Annotated in this window: 20 protein-coding genes; 11 read left to right on the top strand and 9 right to left on the bottom strand. The window is 65.7% G+C overall.

Going from position 1 to position 21,393, the window contains the following annotated elements; translation table 11 throughout:
- Positions 1–42: 42 nt before the first annotated feature.
- The gene (gene uvrB, locus ACSC1R_RS05125; RefSeq protein WP_439028000.1) at positions 43–2,109 is read right to left on the bottom strand and encodes an excinuclease ABC subunit UvrB; all 2,067 of its coding nucleotides are present in this window, start codon (positions 2,107–2,109) and stop codon (positions 43–45) included.
- 131 nt (positions 2,110–2,240) lie between these two features.
- On the opposite strand from uvrB, the gene ACSC1R_RS05120 reads away from it, so the two are divergent.
- A complete protein-coding gene (locus ACSC1R_RS05120; protein WP_439027999.1) occupies positions 2,241–2,510 on the top strand; it encodes a DUF7553 family protein in 270 nt (89 codons plus the stop codon).
- Between the two features lie 9 nt (positions 2,511–2,519).
- Here the strand turns inward: ACSC1R_RS05120 and ACSC1R_RS05115 are convergent, their stop codons facing one another.
- Positions 2,520–3,125 (bottom strand): rubrerythrin family protein, encoded by a 606-nt coding sequence (locus ACSC1R_RS05115; RefSeq protein WP_439027998.1) that lies wholly within the window; start codon positions 3,123–3,125, stop codon positions 2,520–2,522.
- Positions 3,126–3,277: 152 nt separating this feature from the next.
- Positions 3,278–4,132, bottom strand: a complete 855-nt coding sequence (locus tag ACSC1R_RS05110) for a sulfurtransferase (protein WP_439027997.1) — start codon at positions 4,130–4,132, stop codon at positions 3,278–3,280.
- A gap of 280 nt (positions 4,133–4,412) precedes the next feature.
- Between ACSC1R_RS05110 and ACSC1R_RS05105 the strand changes: the two genes are divergently transcribed.
- The gene (locus tag ACSC1R_RS05105) at positions 4,413–5,195 is read left to right on the top strand and encodes a sulfurtransferase (protein ID WP_439027996.1); all 783 of its coding nucleotides are present in this window, start codon (positions 4,413–4,415) and stop codon (positions 5,193–5,195) included.
- Here ACSC1R_RS05105 and ACSC1R_RS05100 read toward each other — a convergent pair.
- Positions 5,192–6,334: an AI-2E family transporter gene (locus ACSC1R_RS05100; RefSeq protein WP_439027995.1), complete on the bottom strand. Its 1,143-nt coding sequence runs from the start codon at positions 6,332–6,334 to the stop codon at positions 5,192–5,194. The two genes, ACSC1R_RS05105 and ACSC1R_RS05100, sit on opposite strands and share 4 nt — an antisense overlap.
- Before the next feature lie 101 nt (positions 6,335–6,435).
- Between ACSC1R_RS05100 and ACSC1R_RS05095 the strand changes: the two genes are divergently transcribed.
- The 4 genes from ACSC1R_RS05095 to ACSC1R_RS05080 all read left to right on the top strand — a co-directional run bounded on the left by ACSC1R_RS05095 (position 6,436) and on the right by ACSC1R_RS05080 (position 11,170).
- Entirely contained in the window at positions 6,436–7,011 is a 576-nt protein-coding gene (locus ACSC1R_RS05095) for an NUDIX hydrolase (protein ID WP_439027994.1), read from the top strand.
- A gap of 107 nt (positions 7,012–7,118) precedes the next feature.
- Positions 7,119–8,243, top strand: a complete 1,125-nt coding sequence (locus tag ACSC1R_RS05090; RefSeq protein ID WP_439027993.1) for a thiamine ABC transporter substrate-binding protein — start codon at positions 7,119–7,121, stop codon at positions 8,241–8,243.
- Complete coding sequence (locus ACSC1R_RS05085; protein WP_439027992.1) at positions 8,244–10,157, top strand: ABC transporter permease; 1,914 nt, start codon at positions 8,244–8,246, stop codon at positions 10,155–10,157.
- Complete coding sequence (locus tag ACSC1R_RS05080) at positions 10,154–11,170, top strand: ABC transporter ATP-binding protein (RefSeq protein WP_439027991.1); 1,017 nt, start codon at positions 10,154–10,156, stop codon at positions 11,168–11,170. The genes ACSC1R_RS05085 and ACSC1R_RS05080 overlap by 4 nt, the downstream gene beginning before the upstream one ends.
- Positions 11,171–11,404: 234 nt before the next feature.
- Here ACSC1R_RS05080 and ACSC1R_RS05075 read toward each other — a convergent pair whose 3' ends face one another.
- A complete protein-coding gene (locus tag ACSC1R_RS05075; RefSeq protein WP_439028756.1) occupies positions 11,405–13,759 on the bottom strand; it encodes an ATP-dependent DNA helicase in 2,355 nt (784 codons plus the stop codon).
- Positions 13,760–13,914: 155 nt separating this feature from the next.
- Between ACSC1R_RS05075 and ACSC1R_RS05070 the strand changes: the two genes are divergently transcribed.
- Together ACSC1R_RS05070 and ACSC1R_RS05065 are read left to right on the top strand one after the other, a co-directional pair.
- Entirely contained in the window at positions 13,915–16,206 is a 2,292-nt protein-coding gene (locus ACSC1R_RS05070) for a LamG domain-containing protein (RefSeq protein WP_439027990.1), read from the top strand.
- A 395-nt stretch (positions 16,207–16,601) separates the two neighbouring features.
- Positions 16,602–17,156, top strand: a complete 555-nt coding sequence (locus tag ACSC1R_RS05065) for a DUF1684 domain-containing protein (RefSeq protein ID WP_439027989.1) — start codon at positions 16,602–16,604, stop codon at positions 17,154–17,156.
- A 91-nt stretch (positions 17,157–17,247) separates the two neighbouring features.
- Here ACSC1R_RS05065 and ACSC1R_RS05060 read toward each other — a convergent pair whose 3' ends face one another.
- The 3 genes from ACSC1R_RS05060 to ACSC1R_RS05050 all read right to left on the bottom strand — a co-directional run bounded on the left by ACSC1R_RS05060 (position 17,248) and on the right by ACSC1R_RS05050 (position 18,890).
- Positions 17,248–17,919, bottom strand: coding sequence for an SdpI family protein (locus ACSC1R_RS05060; RefSeq protein ID WP_439027988.1), 672 nt, complete (start codon positions 17,917–17,919; stop codon positions 17,248–17,250).
- A gap of 72 nt (positions 17,920–17,991) precedes the next feature.
- Positions 17,992–18,213, bottom strand: a complete 222-nt coding sequence (locus ACSC1R_RS05055) for a hypothetical protein (protein WP_439027987.1) — start codon at positions 18,211–18,213, stop codon at positions 17,992–17,994.
- Positions 18,210–18,890, bottom strand: a complete 681-nt coding sequence (locus ACSC1R_RS05050; protein WP_439027986.1) for a class I SAM-dependent methyltransferase — start codon at positions 18,888–18,890, stop codon at positions 18,210–18,212. Before ACSC1R_RS05050 ends, ACSC1R_RS05055 begins: the two co-directional genes overlap by 4 nt.
- A 103-nt stretch (positions 18,891–18,993) precedes the next feature.
- Between ACSC1R_RS05050 and ACSC1R_RS05045 the strand changes: the two genes are divergently transcribed.
- From ACSC1R_RS05045 to ACSC1R_RS05035, 3 genes are all read left to right on the top strand, one after another.
- A complete protein-coding gene (locus ACSC1R_RS05045) occupies positions 18,994–19,458 on the top strand; it encodes a DUF2391 family protein (RefSeq protein ID WP_439027985.1) in 465 nt (154 codons plus the stop codon).
- Between the two features lie 109 nt (positions 19,459–19,567).
- Positions 19,568–20,146, top strand: a complete 579-nt coding sequence (locus ACSC1R_RS05040; protein ID WP_439027984.1) for a DUF7090 family protein — start codon at positions 19,568–19,570, stop codon at positions 20,144–20,146.
- A 79-nt stretch (positions 20,147–20,225) separates the two neighbouring features.
- A complete protein-coding gene (locus ACSC1R_RS05035; protein WP_439027983.1) occupies positions 20,226–20,546 on the top strand; it encodes a nucleoside triphosphate pyrophosphohydrolase in 321 nt (106 codons plus the stop codon).
- A 21-nt stretch (positions 20,547–20,567) separates the two neighbouring features.
- Here the strand turns inward: ACSC1R_RS05035 and ACSC1R_RS05030 are convergent, their stop codons facing one another.
- The gene (locus ACSC1R_RS05030) at positions 20,568–21,347 is read right to left on the bottom strand and encodes a DUF7089 family protein (protein ID WP_439027982.1); all 780 of its coding nucleotides are present in this window, start codon (positions 21,345–21,347) and stop codon (positions 20,568–20,570) included.
- Positions 21,348–21,393: the final 46 nt, after the last annotated feature.

Raw genomic sequence — 21,393 nt, 5'->3', positions numbered from 1 at the left:
TCGGAGTCGACGTATCGACAAAAAACGTTTTGGGTCCAGATTTCAGAAGTCCGGGTCGGGTTCGGGTTCGACACCGTCGTCCTGCGATTCGAGTTCGTCGAACTCCTGTCGAAGATCACGAATGCGGTCGCGGATGTCCGCCGCGAGTTCGAATTCTAAATTATTTGCAGCCTCCTGCATGCGCTCTTCGAGGCGCTGAATCTGGGCCGCGGCGGCCTCGGCGTCCTCGGGTTCCCCCGTCGTCGAGATACCGCCAGTGTCCGTCTTCGAACCGGGCAGGTTCGTCTCGCCGACGTCTTTCTCGATGGTCGTCGGCGTGAAGCCGTGTTCCTCGTTGTACTCCTGCTGGATGCGCCGACGGCGCTGGGTCTCGGAGATGGCCGACTCCATCGCGTCCGAGGGGTCGTCGGCGTAGAGGACGACCTCGCCGTTGACGTTGCGGGCGGCCCGGCCCATCGTCTGGACGAGCATCGTCTCGCTCCGCAGGAAGCCCTCCTGGTCGGCGTCGAGGATGGCAACGAGCGAGACTTCCGGGATGTCGAGGCCCTCACGCAGGAGGTTGATGCCGACCAGGACGTCGATTTCTCCCAGTCTGAGCGAGCGCACCAGTTCGTGACGCTCCAGCGTGTCCGTCTCGTCGTGCATGTACGCGACGTTCACGCCCGACTCTTCGAGGTACTCCGTGAGGTCCTCCGCCATGCGCTTGGTCAGGGTGGTCACGAGCACGCGCTCGTCTCGCTCGACCCGCTCGTCGATGCGGTCCATCAGGTCGTCGACCTGGCCGGTCGCCGGCGCGACCTCGACCTTCGGGTCGACGAGGTGGGTGGGCCGGACGATCTGTTCGGCGATGCGGTCCGAATTCTCGGTCTCGTAGTCGCCGGGGGTCGCGGAGACGAACAGCCGCTTGTCGGTCTTCTCGAAGAACTCCTCGTAGGTCAGCGGGCGGTTGTCGTAGGCGGTCGGGAGCCGGAAGCCGTTCTCGACCAGCGAGTCCTTGCGGGACTTGTCGCCCGCGAACTGGCCCTTTATCTGTGGCAGGGTCTGGTGGGACTCGTCGACGACACAGAGGAAGTCGTCGGGGAAGTAATCGAGCAGAGTGTAGGGGGCTTCGCCTGACTCGCGGTCCGAGAGGTAGAGGGAGTAGTTCTCGATGCCCGAGCAGTAACCCGTCTCCTGCATCATCTCCAGGTCGAAGGTGGTTCGCTCCTCGATGCGCTGGGCGGCGATGGCGTCGCCCTTGCGCTCGAAGTACCGCACCCGGTCGGCCATGTCCGAGCGAATCTCCTCCATCGCGTTCTGGAGGCGTTCCTCGGGGATGGAGTAGTGCTCGGCCGGGTGGACCAGCACGGCGGGCTCCTCACTTTTGACCTCGCCCTGCATCGTATCTATCTTCATCATCCGGTCTATCTCGTCGCCCCACAGTTCGACCCGGACCGCGTAGCGGCCGTACATCGGGAATATCTCGACGGTGTCGCCGCGCACCCGGAACGTGCCCTGCGTGAAGTCCACGTCGTTTCGCTCGTAGTTCAGGTCGACCAGTCGCCCCAGCAGTTCGTCGCGGCCGATCTCCTCGCCGACTTCGAGGCGCATCGCCATCTCGACGTAGTTCCGCGGGTCACCGAGCCCGTAGATTGCCGAGACAGAGGCGACGACGATGACGTCATCTCGCGTCAGGAGCGAGCGCGTCGCGGAGTGTCTGAGGCGGTCGATTTCGTCGTTGATGGAGGCGTCCTTGTCGATGTAGGTGTCTGTCTGCTCGACGTACGCCTCGGGCTGGTAGTAGTCGTAGTAGGAGACGAAGTACTCGACCGCGTTGTCCGGGAACAGGTTCCGGAACTCCTCGTAGAGCTGGGCGGCGAGTGTCTTGTTGTGCGCGATGACCAGCGTCGGCTCCTGTACCTCCTCGACGACCCACGAGACGGTGTTCGTCTTGCCGGACCCGGTGACGCCGAGCAGCGTCTGCTCCTGCATGCCCGACTCGAACCCGTCGACCAGTTCGTCGATGGCCTCGGGCTGGTCGCCCGCCGGGTCGAACGGGGCGTCCACCCGGAACGGTTGCTGGGCGTCCGGACGGTCGGGTGAGAGGGGACCGGAGTTGGCGTCGCTCATCTGGAGTCGCTATGGGCGCGAACAGTATCAGTGGTGCGCTCCCCGGTGACGGGACCCGCTCACCGTCACCGACCACGGCGAACGGTACCACCACCACAAACGATTATCCGCCGGCCGACCTATCAGAACACATGGTACGAGACGAACTCAAATCCGCCAGTGACCTCCTGTCCGAAGCAGCCGAATCCGCCTCCGGAGAGTCCGCGGAACGACTCCAGAAACAGGCCGAACAGTTCGCCAAGCACGCCGAGTCCGACCGCGGCCCGGACCACGGCCGACTCGCGAAACACGAGCGCATCCTCGCCGAAATCGCCGAGACAGAGGGCGGCGAGGTGGAGACGAAGATAGACGAAGCGCTCACCAACATCCGCGCGTTCCGGAGTACTATCGAAGGCGTCTGATTCTCGGTCTCAACAGACCGGCTTCGGGTTCACGCCCATCGCTTCGAGCCGGTCGGTGTATTCTTCGTAGGCTGCCTGTACGACAGCGCCGGCCGCGCCCGCGGCGGTCTCCCAGTCGTCGTCGCCGTCACACACCGCTTCGAGTTGCTCGCCGAGGTCGGCGAGTCGGTCCTGCAGGTCGCCCTTGCGGTCGCGGAAGGTACTCGCCGTCTGCGGGTCGGCGTTGCCCACGAAGAAGCCGGTGAACTGGTCTGCGAGTTTCAGTTCGACCAGCGTGTAGCCCGCGAGCGCGCCGAGGCGGGCGACCGAATCGTCCCGCTCCGCCAGTCGTTCGTGGACCGCGTACGTCTCCTCGGCGGCCTCGGCGTCGAGTGAGTCGGCCCAGTCGTCCTCGGTATCGGCGACTGCCGCGAAGAAGTCACCGAGGGTATCGTCGTCGGCCCAGGCGGCCACGCGCTCTGCACCGTGTGTCGCCATCGTCGCCGCGACGCCGACCACCTCGTCGCTGTTCATCTCGCCGCCGGTGAAGGCGTACAGCGACTTCGAGGAGCCGACTCGGGAGAGGGCGGTCTGGTTGTCGTCGCGGACGCTGTCGAGGAAGTCCTCTGAATCCATGTGAGAACGTTCGCCGTCGCGGTGCTTGTAACCACCGCCGCTGGCGGAATCGGCCGGGGGCTGTGACGGTCTGTCACGAGTGCGAACTCGACCGGGAGCCGTCGCTCACGAGAAAGCGTCGAAAGAGAGAGATTCGCTATGGACCCGGGACCTCAGTTGCCCTTCTCGATGGGTGCGCCGACGAGGTTCCCCCACTCGGTCCAGGAGCCGTCGTAGTTGATGGCGTCCTCGTAGCCGAGCAGTTCGTGGAGCGCGAACCAGGCAACGGAGGAGCGCTCGCCGATGCGGCAGTAGGCGACGGTCGTCGAGTCGCCATCGATGCCGTGCTCACCGTAGAGTTCCTGCAGTTCGTCGTAGGTCTTGAACGTGCCGTCGTCGTTGGTCACGGCCGCCCACGAGATGTTCTTCGCGCCCGGGATGTGGCCGCCGCGCTGGGCGGTCTCCTGCAGACCCGGCGGCGCGAGAATCTCGCCGGAGAACTCCTCGGGCGAGCGAACGTCGACGAGCGGAACGCCGCGCTCGATGGCGTTCTCGACGTCCTCGCGGTAGGCGCGGATGGACTCGCGCGGACCGCTGGCGTTGTACTCCTGCTCGCTGAACGAGGGAGCCTCCTCGGTGAGCTGGTAGTCGTTCTCGAGCCAGTAGTCGCGGCCACCGTCCATGAGACGGACGTCGTCGTGGCCGTAGTACTTGAACTGCCAGTACGTGTAGGCCGCGAACCAGTTGGAGTTGTCACCGTAGAGGACGACCGTGGAGTCCTCGGTGATGCCGTGGGAGCCGAGGAGGTCCTCGAACTCGTCTTTCGTGAGGATGTCGCGGGTGGTCTGGTCCTGCAACTGGGTCTCCCAGTTGAAGCCGATGGCGCCGGGGGCGTGGCCCTCGTCGTACGCCTCTGTGTCGACGTCGACCTCGACCAGTCGGTAGGCCGGGTCGTCGCTCTGGAAGTCGTCCAGGTGGCTCTCGACCCAGTCCGCGGAAACGAGTACGTCTTTAGCGTATTCCGTCATACACACCCTACTTCTCACCCTAGGGGTATATCAGTATGGCACCGCGGCAGGTGCCGCCGGTCGTCTGTCGAACCGGACAGAATCGCCGGGAGTTGTCGGGGTCGCTGCCGTGTGTCCGGCTCACACAGGTGGCCAGCATGGGCCAGGTCAGTGCCGACCACGCAGTTACCAGATATATTTGCCGGCCGGGCAGAAACCAGAGATTATTTCCTGTATCTGTGAGGCCGCCGGAACCGCCGGGACCGGGACACCTTACAGGCGGGCACACGAATTCTCCCCTATGACAGCCCTGCCATGGGTCGTCTCGCGCGACTGGCTCGCCGCCAACCGCGACGAGGTCCGACTCGTCGACGTCCGCGACGCGTGGGAGTACGACGGCATCGGCCACATCCCGGACGCAGTGAGCATCCCCTTCGACGAATTTCGGAGCGACGGTGACGAAGACGAGGGGATGTTGCCCGGCGTGGAGACGTGGGACCGCCTCATGTCCGAGGCCGGTGTCACGCCAGAGGACACCCTCGTCGCGTACGACGACACCCACGGCGTGTTCGCCGCCCGGTTCGTCGTGACCGCGCTCAACTACGGCCACGACGACGTACACCTCATGGACGGCGACTACAGCGCCTGGAACCGCGAGTTCGAGACGACGAACGCGACACCCGAGGTCGACCCGACCGAGTACGAGGCGACGGTTCCCGACGACCGCCCCATCATCGCCGCCGAGGCCGTCCTCGACGCGCTCGACGACGAAGACGTGGTCATCCTCGACACCCGTGAGGACTGGGAGTACGAGGAAGGGCACATCCCCGGCGCGCAGGCTCTTGACTGGCGCGACCTCGTCGACGAGGAGAGCCGCGGACTCAAGTCGGAATCCGACCTGCGCGACCTGCTCGAATCGATGGGTGTCACGCCCGAGAAACGAATCATCCTCTACTGTGACACGGCCCGTCGCATCAGCCACACCTACGTCGCCCTCCGTAACCTCGGCTACGACCGCGTCGACTTCTACGAGGGCAGCCTCACCGAGTGGAGAGAGATAGACGGACCGCTCGAAACGGTCTAGTCGTCACCAGCAGTGCCGTCGGCGGACCCATCGCCGAGTCCCTCCGAGGAACCGTCACCCGACTCGACGGACTCCTCCGGTGGCTCAACCGGCGGTGAGAGCTTCTCTTCGCCCACCGCGACCGCCTCGTCCGCCTCCTCGTCGTCCAGTTCTGCCGCCCCGTTTACCTCGTTGGCGAGCAGGTTCATCGACTCCGAGAACAGTGCGACGACCAGCGGGCCCGCGATGACCCCGATGGGACCGACGCTCAGCAGGCCGCCGATGAAGCCGACGAAGTAGAGGCTCCCCGGCATGTCTGCGGTGACGCTGGCCAGCCGCGGCCGGATGACCGCATCGGGCAGGTAGCCGATGACGATACCACCGGCCACGACGATGATGACGGCTTCCGGTATCTGTCCCAGGCTCAGGTGCCACAGTGCCGTCGCGCCGATGAGGACACTCGGGCCGATGATAGGGACGAACTGGAGGATACCAGCGACGACGGACATCGAGAGCCAGTACTCGTAGCCGAGCACCCAGAACACCGGCAGCGCGACGATGAACGTGCCAAGCGCGGTGGCGAGCTGGAGGACGTAGATGGCCTGGAGCGTGTCGTTGGCGCGTTCTTGTATCGAGTGAGCGATGTCGTGGTACCTCGGCGGGACGACCGCGATGCCCGCCCGGTACACCTTGTCCTGCTGGACGAGGAACGCGAACAGCACCATGACGAACAGCGTCGCCTTGAACGCGAGGTCCGGACTGGCCCGCGCGACCACCAGCGCGAGGTCGGAGAGGTACGCGACGACGGCGTCCTGTACCTCGACGACCTCCAGAGTGTACGACACCCCGAACGCGTCGACCGACAACTGCGACGGAATCTCGCGGACGATGCTGATCAGTTCGTCACGGCGCACGTACGCGATGACGAAGACTGGCGCGAACACGGTGAACCCGCCGACGAAGGTCAACACGGTCGTCGTGACGCCCGCCCAGTAGTTGGGCAACCCGCGACCGACCAGCCAGCGGTGGACTGGCGTGACGACGCTCGCGACGGTGAGCGCGAAGAAGACGGTCGCGAACACGGCCGAGAGCGTGACCCACGTGACGACGCCCACGAGGAGTACCAGAGCCGTGAGAACGATGCGACGATTCAGTTTCACAGTTTATTCACTGCCCCGATAAGTAAAAAGGTAGGGACCGAACCGACAGATATGTTCGTGATATAGAAAGTTTTTCGCCCCGTTCTGTGGTACCATCGAACATGGTCGAACGCGACCCGTCCGAAATCGACTCCGTCACCACCGTCCCGACGTACTGCCACCGCTGCGGGGCCGAACTCGGGACCACCGAGTGGGAAGGTCGAGAGGTCCCCTGGTGCTCCGAGTGCGACGTCGTCTTCTCACAGCTCCCGTCCCCGGCCGTCCACGTGGTCGTCCACGACGACGACGAGGTCCTGCTACTGGACGAACCGATACCGCAACACGAGGGGCTCTGGAGCCTCCCCGGCGGCTACACGAAATACGACGAGGGGCCGAAGGAGTCGCTGCTCCGAGAGCTCGACGAAGAGACCGGGCTACAGGCGGCCCCCGACGACCTGGAGTTCCTGACCGTCCTCCACGTCGCGTTGCCCGAGCACGGCTTCTACTTCATCACGTACCGACTGGACCGCGAGAAGGTGTCCGGCGAACTGACGCCAGAGGCCGACGGGTTCGAAGCGGAGTTCGTCCCCATCGAAGAGGTCAGGGCGTCACCAGACCGGATTCGCGAGAACGACATGGAACGTATCGAGGCGGCACTGGAAGCGGGGCAGGCCGCGGGTGACTGTCCGACGAACTGACGCGGGCGGGCGCGACCCACGACTGTCAGACTCGACCGACGACCGTGGAACCGTCTCGGCAGGGCGATTCAGTTCTTTTAACTACCACAAGGTGTAACCACTGGATAATGAGACGGAGGGATTTCGTAACCGCGGTCGCTGCTGCAGGCGGTCTCGGACTCGCCGGGTGCCTGACGAACGAGGGGAGTGGAACCGCGACGACCACCGAACAGGGGTCGGCGAAGCCGACGACGACCGGCGAACCGTCGGGGACGCTGACCGTCGCGACCTACGAGTCGTTCGTCGAATCGCCGTCGAGCAGCCCGGGTGCCTGGATAAAAGAGCAGTTCGAGGCGCAGTACGACGACGTGACCATCGAGTGGAAGACGCCGAAAAACGGCGTCACCGAGTACGTCCAGCGCCGGAGCGAGGGCGTCTCGGTCGACGCGGACGTGTACGTCGGCCTCAACGTGGACGACCTCGTCACCATCGACGACACGCTGGGCGAGAAGCGCCTGTTCGCTGAACTGGCGCGGGGTGACATCGCGAACGCGAGTCGCGTCCGCTCCGAACTGGAGTTCGCCGACCCCAAAGGGAGAGTCCTCCCGTACGACACCGGTTACATCAGCCTCGTCTACGACGAGGGTCGCGTCGACGCCCCGCAGACCTTCGAGGACCTCACGACGGACCCCTACAGGGGGACGCTGCTCGCCCAGAACGCCCAGAACACCGACTCCGGGCAGGCGTTCATGCTCTGGACCGTCTCGACCCTCGGCGAAGAGAACTACATCGACTACTGGAAAGACCTGCAGGCGAACGACGTGAAGATTCTCGGCTCGTGGTGGAGCGCCTACTCGGCGTACCTCGACGGCGAGCGCCCCATGGTCGTCTCCTACTCGACCGACCAGGTGTACGCCAACCGTGACGACCTCGACATGAGCAAACACCAGGTCGGCTTCCTGAACGACCAGGGCTACGCGAACCCGGAAGGGATGGCCGTGTTCCAGAACACAGACAAGCCGCGGCTGGCAACCGAGTTCCTGAACTTCATGCTCGAGGGCGAGACCCAGGCCGAACTCGCGGTGCGGAACGTCCAGTTCCCCGCCGTGACTGACGAGCACGTCTCGCTCCCCGCGTCGTTCGACGACTACGCCTTCCGCCCGCCCGAGACGGTCGCGTACACGTACGAGGAACTGAAGGGTAACCTCTCGACGTGGACCGAAGAGTGGGCGAAGACCATCGCCAGCAACTAGATGTCCGCTCCCGACCGGCTCCAGCAGGTGCTCGGCCGGTCGGAGACTGCTGCTGACGAGGCGACCGGGACCGCGAGCGAGCGTCTTCGAGCCGTAATCGACAGCCACGGCCTGCCCGCACTCACGGTCGGGACCACGCTCGTCCTGCTGGTGATGCTCTTCCTCCCGGTCGCCCTCGTCTTCGAGGAGGCGTTCGGCGGCACCGCTCCCTTCGACTCCTTCGCGACGATTCTCACCGACCCGTTCTACACCGGCGTCCTCGCAGGCGTGTTCGCCCGTCCCCTCGCGGTCGGGACTCACTTCGGGAACGTCGTGGACTGGGTCCTCGCCATCGAGGTGGGTCTCTGGACTCTCTCGCTCCCACCCCTCCGAAAGGGCCTGTTCGGGTTCACCGCCTGGCAGGCGTTCCTCTCGACGCTGGCGAGCGTCGCCATCGGCCTGCCGGGGGCGTACGTCCTCGCGCGGTTCGAGTTCCCCGGCCGGCGGACGTTGCGCTCGCTGACCATCCTCCCGTTCGTCCTCCCGGGCATCATGGTCGCGAGCGGGTTCTACGCCGCCTTCGGCCGCGACGGGCTGGCGAACTGGCTCCTCGGGCTGGTCGGCGTCGGCCCGCTGAACTTCCTGGGCAACCACCCACTCGCCGTCGTGGTTCTGGCTCACGCGTTCTACAATGCGCCGCTGGTGACCCGGGTGACCACGGCAGCGTGGGAGTCCGTCGACGAGAGCGCGGTCGAGACCGCCCGGAGCCTTGGTGCGAATCGGCGTCGGGCCTTCCGCGACGTGGTCCTCCCCCAGCTCACGCCGGCCATCATGACCGGCGCGCTCCTCACCTTCATCTTCACGTTCCTCACGTTCCCCATCGTGCTCGCGCTGGGTGGGCTCGAACTCGCCACGGTCGAGGTGTGGGTGTACGACCGCGTGTCGAACCTGCGGTTCGAGGAGGCAGCAACGCTCGCAGTGCTGGAGACGGCCATCTCGCTCGTGCTCACCTACGCCTACCTGCGGTACGAGGCGGCCCAGCGCGGCATGGGTGGTGGTGCCGGGACGAGCCGTGAACCCCTCTTGGAACGGTTCGACCCGAAACGGGCGGCCATCGCGCTCTATGGCCTCTTCGTGGTCGTGCTGTTCGTCGGTCCCATGGCGGCCATGGTGCTCGAAGGACTCACCGACGGCGGCGGCCTCACGCTGAAACACTACGCCTTCCTGCTGGAACGTCAGACCACCGGCGCGAGCTTCCAGACGAAGCCACTCCCGGCCATCGTGAACTCGCTCACCTTCGCCGCGGCGACGGTGCTCGTAGCCGTCCCGATGGGAGTCGTGGTGTCCGTGGTGACGACCGGTGAGAACCGGGGACGGGGGCGCTCCGTCGTGGAGACGCTAACGATGCTCCCCTTCGCAGTCTCGGGCGTGGTCTTCGGCGTCGGTCTCCTGCGCGGGCTCGTCTTCGGCATCCCGCTGTGGGGCGGCTGGCGCGTGCAGGTGACCGGGACCATCGCCATCGTCGCGGCCCACGCGGTCGCCGCCTATCCCTTCGTGGTGCGGAACGTCGCGCCCCAGTTAGATGGGGTTGACCGCCGGCTCGTCGAGTCGGCCCGAAGTCTGGGAGCGACCCGGACCCGGGCACTGCTCGACGTGGAGTTACCTCTCGTGGCGACCGGACTCGTGGCCGGCTCGGCATTCGCGTTCGCCATCAGCATCGGCGAGTTCGATTCGACGGTGATTTTGGCCAGCGACGCGGCCAGCTACACGATGCCGGTCGCCGTCGAACGATATTTAGGAAGGCGGTTCGGGCCTGCGATGGCAATGGGAACCGTCCTGTTGGTCGTGACCGCCGCGAGCTTCGTGGTCGTCGGCCGACTGGGCGGGCGTGTCGACCGTCGCTCCGGGTCCGATGACAGAGGTGGTGGCCAGTGAGCGACCTCCACCTCGACGCGGTGTCGGTCGAGTACGGCGACGCGACCGCCCTCGGGGACGTGAGTCTCCACGTCGAAGACGGCGAGTTCTTCACGCTGGTCGGCCCCTCTGGCTGTGGGAAGACGACGACCCTGCGGACCATCGCGGGGTTCGAGGAGCCGAGTTCAGGGGTAGTGAGATTCGGCGACGAATCGATGGCCGGCGTCCCGCCCGAGGACCGCCACGTCGGCGTCGTCTTCCAGAACTATGCCCTGTTCCCGCACATGACCGTGGCCGAGAACGTCGGCTACGGTCTCCGATTCACCGACCACCCGGACCCCGACGCGCGAGTCGAAGAACTGCTAGACATGGTCGACCTCGTGGGAATGGCCGACCGCGCCCCCGACGAGTTGTCCGGTGGCCAGCAACAGCGCGTCTCGCTCGCCCGCGCCCTCGCACCCGAACCGGACGTGTTGCTGCTCGACGAACCGATGAGCGCGCTCGACGCGCGACTTCGGGAGACGCTTAGGCGGGAGGTCGCCCGCATCCAGTCCGAACTCGGCGTCACGACCGTCTACGTCACGCACGACCAGGAGGAGGCCCTCGCGGTGTCGGACCGCGTGGCCGTGATGCACGACGGCCAGGTCGAACAGGTCGGGACGCCACAGGAGGTGTACCGCGCCCCCGAGAGCCGGTTCGTCGCGGAGTTCGTCGGAGAGAACAACGTCTTCACTGGTGCGATATCTCCAGTCGAAACGAAGGGGGTTCGCGTGCGCGTTGACGATGGTGAATTCGTGCTTGGAGACGAGGTGCAGGGTGACTCGGTGACGTTCTGTGTCCGGCCGGAGCACCTGCGCCGTGACCATCCCGAGAACCAGTTTACCGTGACGGTCGACCAGACCGAGTTCCTCGGGGAGTCGGTGCGAGTCTACTGCGACTGGGATGGAAGGCAAGTCGTCTGGCGAACAGATTCGGTTCCCGAGGACGAGACGGTGACGCTCGGGTTCGACCCCGCGGATGCGACCGTGGTGTGAGGCTGCTTCTGGGACGAACCAGCCGGTCGGGCGCGTGCTGACGACAGTCCAGAGCGAAGCGAGGGGCTGTCGTCGAAAGAGCGCGAGGGACGAGACGCGCAGCGTAGCGAGCATCGAGTTGGCTGGGGAGGGTGTGGTTGCGGTGCTGTGCGGTGGCGGTCATGGACGCTAGCGCTCGTAGTCGAATCCCTCATCGAACCGGCTCAAGCGACGACTGTCCAGACCATCCGGGAATCACTGCCCCGACCAGAACCGCTCCAGACCGAAGTCCAGCATATCCGGACTCACCGGCTGGAACTCTTCGCGCTCGGGGTCGGGCAGGTACTCCCGGACCGAATCCCACGACTCGCGGGCGTATCGCTCGTCGACGAACACGCGAACCCCGACCTCCTCGGGGCCGCGAATCACGCGGCCGATGGCTTGCCGGGCCTTCCGCACCGCAGGCACCGTCAGCGCGTACTCGAACCCGTCGCCGAACTTCTCGTCGTAGGCCTTGCGAACCGCCCGGGTTCGCGGGCTGGCGGTGTTGATGAGCGGAACCCCACAGACGACGGCCGCCGACAGCCTGTCGCCCTTGTAGTCCACGCCCTCGGTCAGGGTCCCCCGCAAACTCGTTACGAGCACCTTCCCGTCGCCGGAGAAGAACCGGTCTTTCAGGTCCTCAGTCGTGCTGTCGGCGCTCGATTCGTCGAGCAAGACCTCCTTGTCGAGGCGCTTCCGGCACTGCTCGGCGGCCCACTCCGCCTCATAATAATTCGGCATCCCGACGAGGACGTTGCCCGGCGAACTCGCGACCGAACAGATGGCGTCGACGTAGGTCTGGCGCACGCGATTCTCCTCGCCGGCGTCGCCCCGGTTGTCGTAGGTGTACTTCGGCGCGGCGACCGCGAAGGACTCACGGTTCTCTTCGGGGAAGTGCAGGCCGTAGGTCCGCTGTTCGACCGGCCGGCCTTCCTTTTCCAGGTGATTCAGCCCCGTGACCTCCGCGAACACGTCGATTGGCGCGAGGGTGGCACTCATCAACACGCCGCCGCCGAACTCCGCGAGGTGGTCCGCGATGACGCTGGAGGGGACGCAGTTCTGGATGGCGAGGCGGGCGTTGTAGGCCCGACGCCAGGAGTCCACCGGCTCCATGTCGTCCCAGGTGCGTTCGAGTTCGATCTCGCGGAAGTACTCGGTGTGGTCGCGGTGGAACCACGCCGAGAGCGCGCGGGCCATGCTCTCGACGGCGCGCGATTTCTCCTCCTCTTCGGCCTCGTTGAGCACCCTGGCCGTCACGGCCGCGACGTCGGGCAGGTCGGTCCAGGTGCGGCCGTCGTAGCCCGCGGCCTCGGCCCACTCTGTTATCTCGTCGGGGGCCGGGTGCTCGGGGTCTCTGAGTGGAATCTCGGCGTCGGGCAGGTCGTTCAGGTCGGACTTCCAGCCGCGGTGCTCGCGGTCGAGGTGCGCTGTGACTCGTCTATCGAGTTCCTCGCGGAGGTCCACCACGAAGTCCCGGGCGTGTTCGAGGTCCGAGATTTCGACGTCGGTGTCGGAAATTTCGCCGCGGACGAGGTCGGCGTCGGCGGTGGTCTGGCGACTCGTCGTGCCCCGCCCCTCCGAGAAGGCGACGGGCTGGATGACGCGGGTGAGTTCGGCCTCCGCGTCTCTGAGGGTGCGGTCGGCCACGCCGTCGCTGACGAGGTCGCGCACCCGCGGTTCGAGCATGTGCGCCTCGTCGCAGACGAGGAAGGTCGAATCGTCCAGCAGCGGGCCGGTGAACGAGGACGTGGTCGTCGGGTCGAAGGCGTGGTAGTAGTTCCCGACGACGACCTCGGCGTGTGCGAGCAGGACGCCCATCAGCGAGTGCGGGCAGGTGCCGTACTCCATCCCCTTCGCAACGAGGTCGTCGGGCCGGAGCAGGCCCGCATCCGAGAAGTCGAACGGGACCGCCTCCGCGGGGTCGCCGTCGTCCGGCATGTCGGCGAGGAAGCGGGCGTAGAACGGGCAGAACTCGAGGTCCGTCGTGCCCGTGTCGTACTCGGGCATCGTTCTGGGATACGGCGACGGCTCCCCCGCGCTTTCGAGATAGGAGGCGGCTCCCGCGCCAGCGCCCGAGGAGGCGAGGTCTATCTGCTGGCTTCGGGCCACTGCGGTCAGTGCCTCAGCCGTGGTGTCGCCGCCCTCTCCCGTCAGGTCGCGGGTCTTCTCCCGGAGCGTGTCACACCGGTCGTACACGTTCCCGTCGTCGATACCGCCCGAATTCTCCCGGTTGTACGGGCAGACGTCGGACTTCCCGACGAGGGTCAGCCCCGAGACAGGGTCCCAGTCCGCGGGCAAGTTCGCGTTGATAGTCTCCAGGTCCTGCTCGAACTGCCTGAGTTGTTGCTTGACGCTCGTCAGGACGAGGACCCGCTCGTAGTCCGAGTCCGGGTCGCGCACGAGGTGGATGCCGGCGGTCAGCGCCAGCATGGTCTTGCCAGTCCCGCAGGCACCCTCTACGACGGTGAAGCCGTCGTCACGGGCCGTCTCGATGGCGGTCTCTATCCCGTCGACCTGGTCGTCGTACGGTTCCGCGTGTCCGAAGACGGCTCGCCACGGCGCGGTCATCTGTCTCTGGGTCATCGTCCTCCGTCCATAGGCCTGTCGGAGGTGGCCGCGTCATCGGTGATAAATTCGGAGGCGGCATCGGACTGCAACTCGGCATCGATCCACGTCAGCGGCCCGATAGCTCATAATGCCCGGGGGCGTACACCAGCCAAATCGTGCTGGGGAGCGTATTCGACGACGGGGGAGACGGCAGTGGGAACCGTGGCGCGACCGCGCCGATCGCCCAGTTGCTCATGGTGGTCCTCGTTATCGTCCTCGTGGGTGCCGCCGTCCTCGTCGCGAGCGACCTCACCGTGGTACAGTCCGAACCACGCCAGGTGTCCGTCACCGCGAGCTACGACGCCGAAACCGGCGAGGTCCGGCTCACACACCAGGGTGGTGACGCCATCAGATCGGGAGACGATGGGGCCGACGGCATCGTCCGCGTGCAGGTCCGAGACTCGAGTGCGGGCGGTACCGAGACCTACGAGTGGACCGGCGACATCCGGGCTGGGAGCGGTTTCACCATCGACGACGTGGCCGGGTTGCCCACCGGTGACGTGACCCGCTCGGAAGCGTTCGAAACCGGCGACGAGGTCACCGTCGTCTGGGACCGCGGCGACAGTTCGACCGTGCTCACACAGTACCGTATCGGCTCGCGCTCTCGAGCCTACCTCGCGTGGACGCTGGAGCCGCTGAGTGGCCTGCGGGCGTACTTCCCGCTTGACGAACGCGACGTGAACGCCGCCGATACGGTTGGCGGCGCGAGTGGTGAAATCGTCCGGGCCGACCCCGGCGTGTCGGGGCAGGTCGGTACCGCCTACGCCTTCGACGGTTCGAACCAGGAGTACGTCGCCCTGGACCGTCGCTTCGACTCGAACGGGGCGCTCTCGCAGGTGAGTGCCTGCGCCTGGTTCCGCACCGGCGAGTCGGGTACCGGCGACTTCGACAACTGGGCGCTGCTCGACTTCGACCGCTCGGAGTACTTCAACCTCTTCGTGACCGGCGACGGCCGCGTCGGCTTCGCGACCACTGCCACGGGCGGCGGGGGCCTCGACGACCAGTACGCCAGCGCCCCCAGTGGCAGCTACAACGACGGCAGCTGGCACCTCGCCTGCGGGGTCTACGACGGCACTGACAAGCACATCTACGTCGACGGCCAACTCCGGGACACGAAGGCGAACCCCCACGGCGGAAACGACCTCGGGAGTGGGGCGACCCGCTTTGGCTTCATCGGCGACGGCTCTGAGGCGAGCAGCTTCGACGGGAACCGGAACGGGTTCTACTACACCGGGCGGGTCGACGACGTCCGACTGTACACCACCGGCCTGTCGAGCGGGCAGGTCGCCGACCTCTACGACAGCGCGACCGGCGGAAGCGCGACCGCGCCGACGGGCGGCCTCGCGAACCACTGGAAGCTGGACGAGACCGCCAGCCCTGGCGGTGACACCATCTCGGACGCGAGCCCGACCGGTGACGGCATCACCGGCGAGAACCGCGGCGCGTTCCCCGGACAGGCCGGTGTCGACGGGACGAGTTTCGCCTTCCGCGACGGCCAGTACGTCGCCCTCGATGACTCCTACAGTGCCAGTGGCGGCATCTCCGAACTCACCGCCTGCGCCTGGTTCCGAACCAGCGAGACCGGGACCGGCGAGTTCGACAACTGGGCCTTGCTCGACTACGACCGCTCGGAGTACTTCAACCTCTACGTCCGGGGTGACACCGGTGGCGTCGGCTTCTCGACTGCCAGCCCCGGCGACCGGATGCGCGACCTCTCGACCGGCACGAACTACGCCGACGGGAACTGGCACCTGGCCTGCGGCGTCTACACCGGCTCGGAGAAACGCATCTACGTCGACGGCCAGCTCGAAGCCAGCGCCACCCAGCACGGGGGGAACCCGCTCGGAACCGGCGTGACCCGGTACGGCTTCATCGGTGACGGCTCCGAGGCCAGCAGCTTCGACGGCGATCGCAACGACATGTACTACGACGGCCGAGTCGACGAGATTCGGCTCTACGAGCGCGCCCTCTCCCCGGGCGAAATCGAGGGGCTGTACGTGGCCGATGGCGGCGGAGGCGGAAACCGGACCGTCGTGACCGAACCCCGGTCGTACCCCCGCGTCTTCGCCAACGAGAGCCTCCGGCTGGAGAACGTGGACGCGACCCTCCCCGCCGGGACGAGTGTCACCATCACGGTCGAGGCCGACCCCGATGGCGACGGGACGTTCGAGCAGTCGAGCGACGAAGTCGCCATCTCCAGTGGAACTGGAGGGGTCGCCGTGACCGGCATCACCGCCGACAGCGACACCTTCCGACTCCGCGTCGACCTGAACACCACGATTCCAGGAACGACCCCGGAGTTCGGCGGCGCGGAACTGACCGACACGGGTGGGTCGCCGCGGATTGGACCGCCGATGGAAGACCAGTCCGCCGGATGGCGCGCGCTGGCAGTCGGTTCCGAGCGGTAGCGAGGACCGACTGTCGACGTCGCGCGAGGGATGAGGAACGGACCGGAGTGGAGTGAAACAGAACGAAGGGAGTACCGGTCACGAGACGCGACGCGTCTCGTGAGCATCTCGCAGGGTCGAAGACCCTGCGGACTCGTCGGAAACCTCTGGTTTCCGAGACTCCAGAAATCTCTGATTTCTGGGGACGGAATCGGCTGCGGAGGGCGTGGGTCGGTGCTGTGCGGGGCGGTCTCTCATCGCCATCGTCGCGAGTGGAATGCTCGTCGTTACCCACACCATCACGTCGTGTCCCCCTACCACTCCCTCGGGAGGTGCCCATAACCGACTCCCTCAGACGATGACCACACCACCCACAGAGCACAACGCCTACCAGACTCGACCGGAAACGAGGGGGTATGAGCGACTTCGACGCCGACGCCTGGCGGGCCGAACTCGAACAGAAACGCGAGGAGAAAGACGAGTTCTTCGGCGAACACCCGCAGTCTCCGGTGAAACCGGACGAGCGCGACGACTTCGACGGACTCGACTACTTCGACCCCGACCCATCGTTTCGGGTCGAGGCCGTGCTAACACATCACGCAGAGCCAGACCCGGTCCCGATGGAAACCACGAGCGGCCCCGAAGTCCGCTACGTCCGGGTGGCGACGCTCACGTTCGACCTCGACGGCGAGCAGTACGAACTCCACGGCTACAAACAGCGCCCCGGCGAGGGACAGCCCGAGCCACTGTTCGTCCCCTTCCGCGACAAGACGACCGGGCAACAGACCTACGAGCAGGGCCGGTACATGGAACTCCACGTCGACGGCGACCTGACCGACGTGGACACCGTGACGCTCGACTTCAACCTCGCGTACTCCCCGTTCTGTGCCTTCTCGGAGACGTTCTCCTGTCCGCTCCCGCCCGAAGAGAACTGGCTGGAGACGACGATAGAAGCCGGCGAACGCTACTGAACACCTTGTAGTGACCGGTCCTCAGGGTCCGGTCGTCAGAATCCGGTCGTCACAGTCTGGTCCTCAGCGTCCAGTCCTCAGTATCCAGTCCTCACAGTCCGGATTCGGTCGAGGCGACGTCACCGCCGTCGAGTTTCTGGTACAGGTAGTACGAGTAGGCGATGGTGACGACGGCGGTCGAGAGCACCGGCACCAGGAGGAAGTAGAGAGCGTACTCCCCGAACAGCAGTCCGACGAGCGAGACCAGCGCGGCGAGTTTGAACAGTCGACTGGCGAGGTCGTGGGTGCGCCGCCACACCTCCTCGTTGGTGAGAGTCCACGGCGTCCGGATGCCGACGAACCAGTTCCGCTCCGCGTGGTCGAGCAGGATCCCGACGTAGTAGAACAGCCCCGCGAGAGCCGCCAGGACGAGGAGCGTGAAGTCGAACTCGTAGCCGAGGTTGAACGCGACGATGCCGACGTGGAGCACGGACATGTACGCCGCGAAGACGACGACGAACCAGTCGTAGTACGGCCGGAACGCCTCGACGTTCTCGCGCAGTGGGTCGATCCGGGGAAGGAGCGCGAACAGCACGAGCAGCGCGGCCGACAGCACGGGGATCAGCGCGAGCGCGAGCGGTTTCGACATGGAACCGTCCGGTTCGCCCGCCGCGTTCCAGTGAGTGGCGAGCTGGTCGGGGAGAGACGGGGCCGCGAGGACGCTCGCGACGCCCGCGGCGACGACGAACCCGGCCGCCAGCGTGAATCGGTGGCTGGTCTTCATGTCGAGTGATACGACGGCAATGGAGAAGAACCTGCAGGAAGAGACGTCAGGGAGACTGGACCGTCGACCGGCTCAGAACAGGTAGCCGAACATCGCGAGCAGCCCCATCAGGACCACGCCAACGCCGACGAGGCGATAGAACGTGACCCTGGTACTCGTGACGTACCGACGGGTAGACCGAAGGTGGGCGAACCGGAGTTTCAACATCTCCTCGGGGAACGCGACGAACGCGAGACCGACGCCGAGGATGGCGACCATCCCGAACAGGCCGAGCAGGAGTTCCACGACGTTCACGGAGCCACCCCCACCGTGACCAGGGTGCCGAAGGTCCGGTACCGCTCGACCATCTCCTCCCGGCTGTCCCAGTCGTCGGTCGGGAACTCGTCCGCAGGCGGGATGTCGATGTCCCGGTCGGGAACGTTGTCCTGACTCGCGACGTAGAGCCCGGCGTCACGGAACGCCGCGCGGTAGTCGTCGGCACTCCACAGCGTCATATCCACCTCGATGAACTCCTGCCACTCGTGGGAGTGGACGTTCTCCTCGTAGTAGTTCACCGCACAGGTGAACGTCCCACCCGGGCGGAGGATTCGCGCGACCTCCCGGAGCGTGTGCTCGGGGTTCTGTGCGTAGTAGAACGCCTCCATCGTCCAGACGTGGTCGACGCTGTCGGTCCCGAAAGGCAAGGCGTCGAAGTCGCCGACGAGGTAGCCCAGCTGCTGGTCGTCGGTGTACGACCGGGCGTTTCGTGCCATCTCCGGCGAGCCGTCGAGGCCGTAGACCCGCCCGGCGTCTTTCGTCTCGCGGAGCGCACGCCCAGCGTAGCCCGAGCCACAGCCGAGGTCGACGACCGTGTCACCGGCCTCGACCGGAACCCGTGCCAGTGCGTGTTTGGCGGTGTGCCAGTGCCGGTCTTCCATGCCCTTGTCGCGACCGTCCTGAGCCCACTCGTCGAACTCTTCACGGACACTCATGGGTAACCCCTCAGTCACGAGAGGACAAAACCCGTTCGGGAGATGGTTCCTCGTGAGACACGAGAACGTACCGCTTATCCGAAGTCGGCTACCATCTACGACCATGGTCGGTCCCAGAAAGCGATTCAAACTCGCCGACAGCGCCCAGCAGGTCGTCGGCGGGTTCCTGCTCGCCGGTCCGTTCGTCGTCACCGAGGAGGTGTGGGTCCTCGCCGCGAACATGACGACGATACACGGGCTCATCACCGTCGCTATCGTCTTCGCCATCGGGTACGGCGCCCTCTACAAGGCGGACGACGACCGGAACCCCGACCGCGAACTGGAGGTCGGCGGTATCCCGCTCCGGTTCGTCTCCCTGATGCTCGTCTCGTTCGGGTCGGTCGCGATACTCGCACTCGCGTTCACCGCCCCCGAGACGTTCCTCGTGGGGGACGGCGACGGTATCCTGACGACCGCAGCGGACACGACCCCGACTGACACCGAAGTAGCGGTCACGACCCTCAAAGCCATCAGCGTCGGTGCCATCTTCAGCGTGGTCGGTGCGGCGACCGCTGACTCGCTGCTGTGAGACTCCCGAAACCGGGCCGTTTCGGACCGTCGAATCCAGAGTGTTCCCCGCTACCGTGTCTCAAATTTCTACCCGCAATGTTAAGTTCATGCCGCCGGTTTCCGCAGGTATGGACTATCAGCTCACGGTAGACGGACTAGACGAGACGATTCCGGGTGGTACGAGCATCTTGCTTGTCCATCCATCGACAGGCGAAACAGACCGAATCGACACCGAATTTCTCAAACACGACACCGACTACTTCTTCGTCATCTCTACACGAACCACCGCACGTGAAGTCCGCCAGAAACTCGAGTACTACGACGTCGACGAGACGAAAGCCGTCATCCTCGACACCCTGAGCGTCGAACGTGGCTACTCTCGACGCTCCAGCGAGAACGTCCACTACGTCTCCGCGCCCGACGACCTCGACGGTATCATCGAACAGACCGAACGTTTCTTCGAGAAATACGACGGCAAGCTCCGGGTGAGCTTCGACTCCATCACCGAACTCGCCTACTACGCCGGTGAGGACGAAGCCCGGAGTGCCGTCGAACGAATCCTCGAACTCATCGACGAACACGACGCCGTAGGGCTGTTCCACCTCTCCGACGAAGTTCACGACGACGAGGTCGAAGCAGGCTACCGCGAACTGTTCGACCGCGTCATCGACCTCGACGTCGAGGGCAACGTCGAGTTCGACGACTGATTCTTCGCGTGCTCGAATCGAGCGATTCCAGCGAGTGACGCCATCGATTCCGACGAACGATGACTCAGTACGACGAACGATGACCGAGTACGACAAACTCGTCCGGGACGAGATTCCCGCCGTGATTCGCGAGAACGGTGAGACGCCGGTCACGCACGAGGTCGACGGTGACGAGTACCGGGCACGCCTCCGCGAGAAACTCGTCGAGGAGGCCAGCGAGTTCCGTGACGACCCGAGTGCCGAAGAGCTCGCCGACGTGGTGACTGTCGTGGACGCGATTCGGGACGCCGAAGGTCTCTCGGCGGACGAGGTAGCGGCTGCGCGGCGCGAGAAACGGGCAGCCCGTGGCGGGTTCGAGGATGGAATCGTCCTGGAACGGGTGCTGGACGAACGGGAGTGAGAGTCAGTAAAATTCGACGCCTTACTGTACCGTCTCGAACGTCTTCTCCGCCCACTTGACCGCGTAGGGTGCGCCCCGGTCACGATAGGCCTCGGTGTCGAGTGCCGCGAACGGTGCCGGGAGTTCGACCGCGTGCTTGAGCCCACTACACGCGAGTTCCGTCGCGTCGGCGAAGTCGGTCTGGCCGAGTGCGACCTCCCGCGAGAGTCCGTCCAGTCGACCCTCGAGTCGTGACCCGGCGTCCTGCCAGGCGTCCCCGAGGTCTGGATGGGTCGTGAGCCAGTCCGCGAACACGTCGCGGGTGTGCAAACCCAGCCAGCCGTCGTACAGCGCCGCGGCGACCTGGTAGGTCGCGTTCGGGTCGAGCGGCGTCGCCGCAGCGAGGTCGCGGTACTCCTCGCGGAAGAAGCCGAGGAAGTGCTCGGGCACGTCGAGGCCGACCTCGACAAGCGCCTCGGCGACGAGGAAGTCGATGAACTCGCTCGGTGACCCCTCGACACGCGGTTTCACGATGACGACCGGCGGCTCCGTCTGGCGGGTCCACGCGACGCTCCCGTCACCAGGGGCACCGATAGTGAACTCGTTCCCGGCGAGTCGTCGCAGGAGCTCCGGCCCATTCTCGGGTACCCACGCCGGGTCGTACTCCGTGAGCGAGAGCGAGTCGACGAGAAGCCCGAGGTCCTCTGCCTGTGCCGGGGGAATCGTCTCGAAGTCGGTAGCCGAATCCAACACGAGCGCGCCCGGCGCGTGCTCGTCGCGAACTGCTTCGACCGCAGGAGAGAGGTCGCGTTCGCTGAACATCACACTCCGCCCGCGCCCAGGGAGACGAGCACGAGGGCGATAGCGA

The sequence above is a fragment of the Haloarchaeobius ordinarius genome (assembly GCF_051801355.1).
Lineage (GTDB): Archaea > Halobacteriota > Halobacteria > Halobacteriales > Natrialbaceae > Haloarchaeobius.
Note: the sequence above shows the minus strand (reverse complement) of the source record. Positions and strands in the feature narration are given on the sequence as shown.

What these genes read in the sequence shown, in the direction of transcription:
- uvrB (WP_439028000.1), bottom strand. Translation starts at nt 2,109, where the DNA reads ATGAGCGACGCCAACTCCGGTCCCCTCTCACCCGACCGTCCGGACGCC.
- ACSC1R_RS05120 (WP_439027999.1), top strand. Translation starts at nt 2,241, where the DNA reads ATGGTACGAGACGAACTCAAATCCGCCAGTGACCTCCTGTCCGAAGCA.
- ACSC1R_RS05115 (WP_439027998.1), bottom strand. Translation starts at nt 3,125, where the DNA reads ATGGATTCAGAGGACTTCCTCGACAGCGTCCGCGACGACAACCAGACC.
- ACSC1R_RS05110 (WP_439027997.1), bottom strand. Translation starts at nt 4,132, where the DNA reads ATGACGGAATACGCTAAAGACGTACTCGTTTCCGCGGACTGGGTCGAG.
- ACSC1R_RS05105 (WP_439027996.1), top strand. Translation starts at nt 4,413, where the DNA reads ATGACAGCCCTGCCATGGGTCGTCTCGCGCGACTGGCTCGCCGCCAAC.
- ACSC1R_RS05095 (WP_439027994.1), top strand. Translation starts at nt 6,436, where the DNA reads ATGGTCGAACGCGACCCGTCCGAAATCGACTCCGTCACCACCGTCCCG.
- ACSC1R_RS05090 (WP_439027993.1), top strand. Translation starts at nt 7,119, where the DNA reads ATGAGACGGAGGGATTTCGTAACCGCGGTCGCTGCTGCAGGCGGTCTC.
- ACSC1R_RS05085 (WP_439027992.1), top strand. Translation starts at nt 8,244, where the DNA reads ATGTCCGCTCCCGACCGGCTCCAGCAGGTGCTCGGCCGGTCGGAGACT.
- ACSC1R_RS05075 (WP_439028756.1), bottom strand. Translation starts at nt 13,759, where the DNA reads ATGACCGCGCCGTGGCGAGCCGTCTTCGGACACGCGGAACCGTACGAC.
- ACSC1R_RS05065 (WP_439027989.1), top strand. Translation starts at nt 16,602, where the DNA reads ATGAGCGACTTCGACGCCGACGCCTGGCGGGCCGAACTCGAACAGAAA.
- ACSC1R_RS05060 (WP_439027988.1), bottom strand. Translation starts at nt 17,919, where the DNA reads ATGAAGACCAGCCACCGATTCACGCTGGCGGCCGGGTTCGTCGTCGCC.
- ACSC1R_RS05050 (WP_439027986.1), bottom strand. Translation starts at nt 18,890, where the DNA reads ATGAGTGTCCGTGAAGAGTTCGACGAGTGGGCTCAGGACGGTCGCGAC.
- ACSC1R_RS05045 (WP_439027985.1), top strand. Translation starts at nt 18,994, where the DNA reads ATGGTCGGTCCCAGAAAGCGATTCAAACTCGCCGACAGCGCCCAGCAG.
- ACSC1R_RS05040 (WP_439027984.1), top strand. Translation starts at nt 19,568, where the DNA reads ATGGACTATCAGCTCACGGTAGACGGACTAGACGAGACGATTCCGGGT.
- ACSC1R_RS05035 (WP_439027983.1), top strand. Translation starts at nt 20,226, where the DNA reads ATGACCGAGTACGACAAACTCGTCCGGGACGAGATTCCCGCCGTGATT.
- ACSC1R_RS05030 (WP_439027982.1), bottom strand. Translation starts at nt 21,347, where the DNA reads ATGTTCAGCGAACGCGACCTCTCTCCTGCGGTCGAAGCAGTTCGCGAC.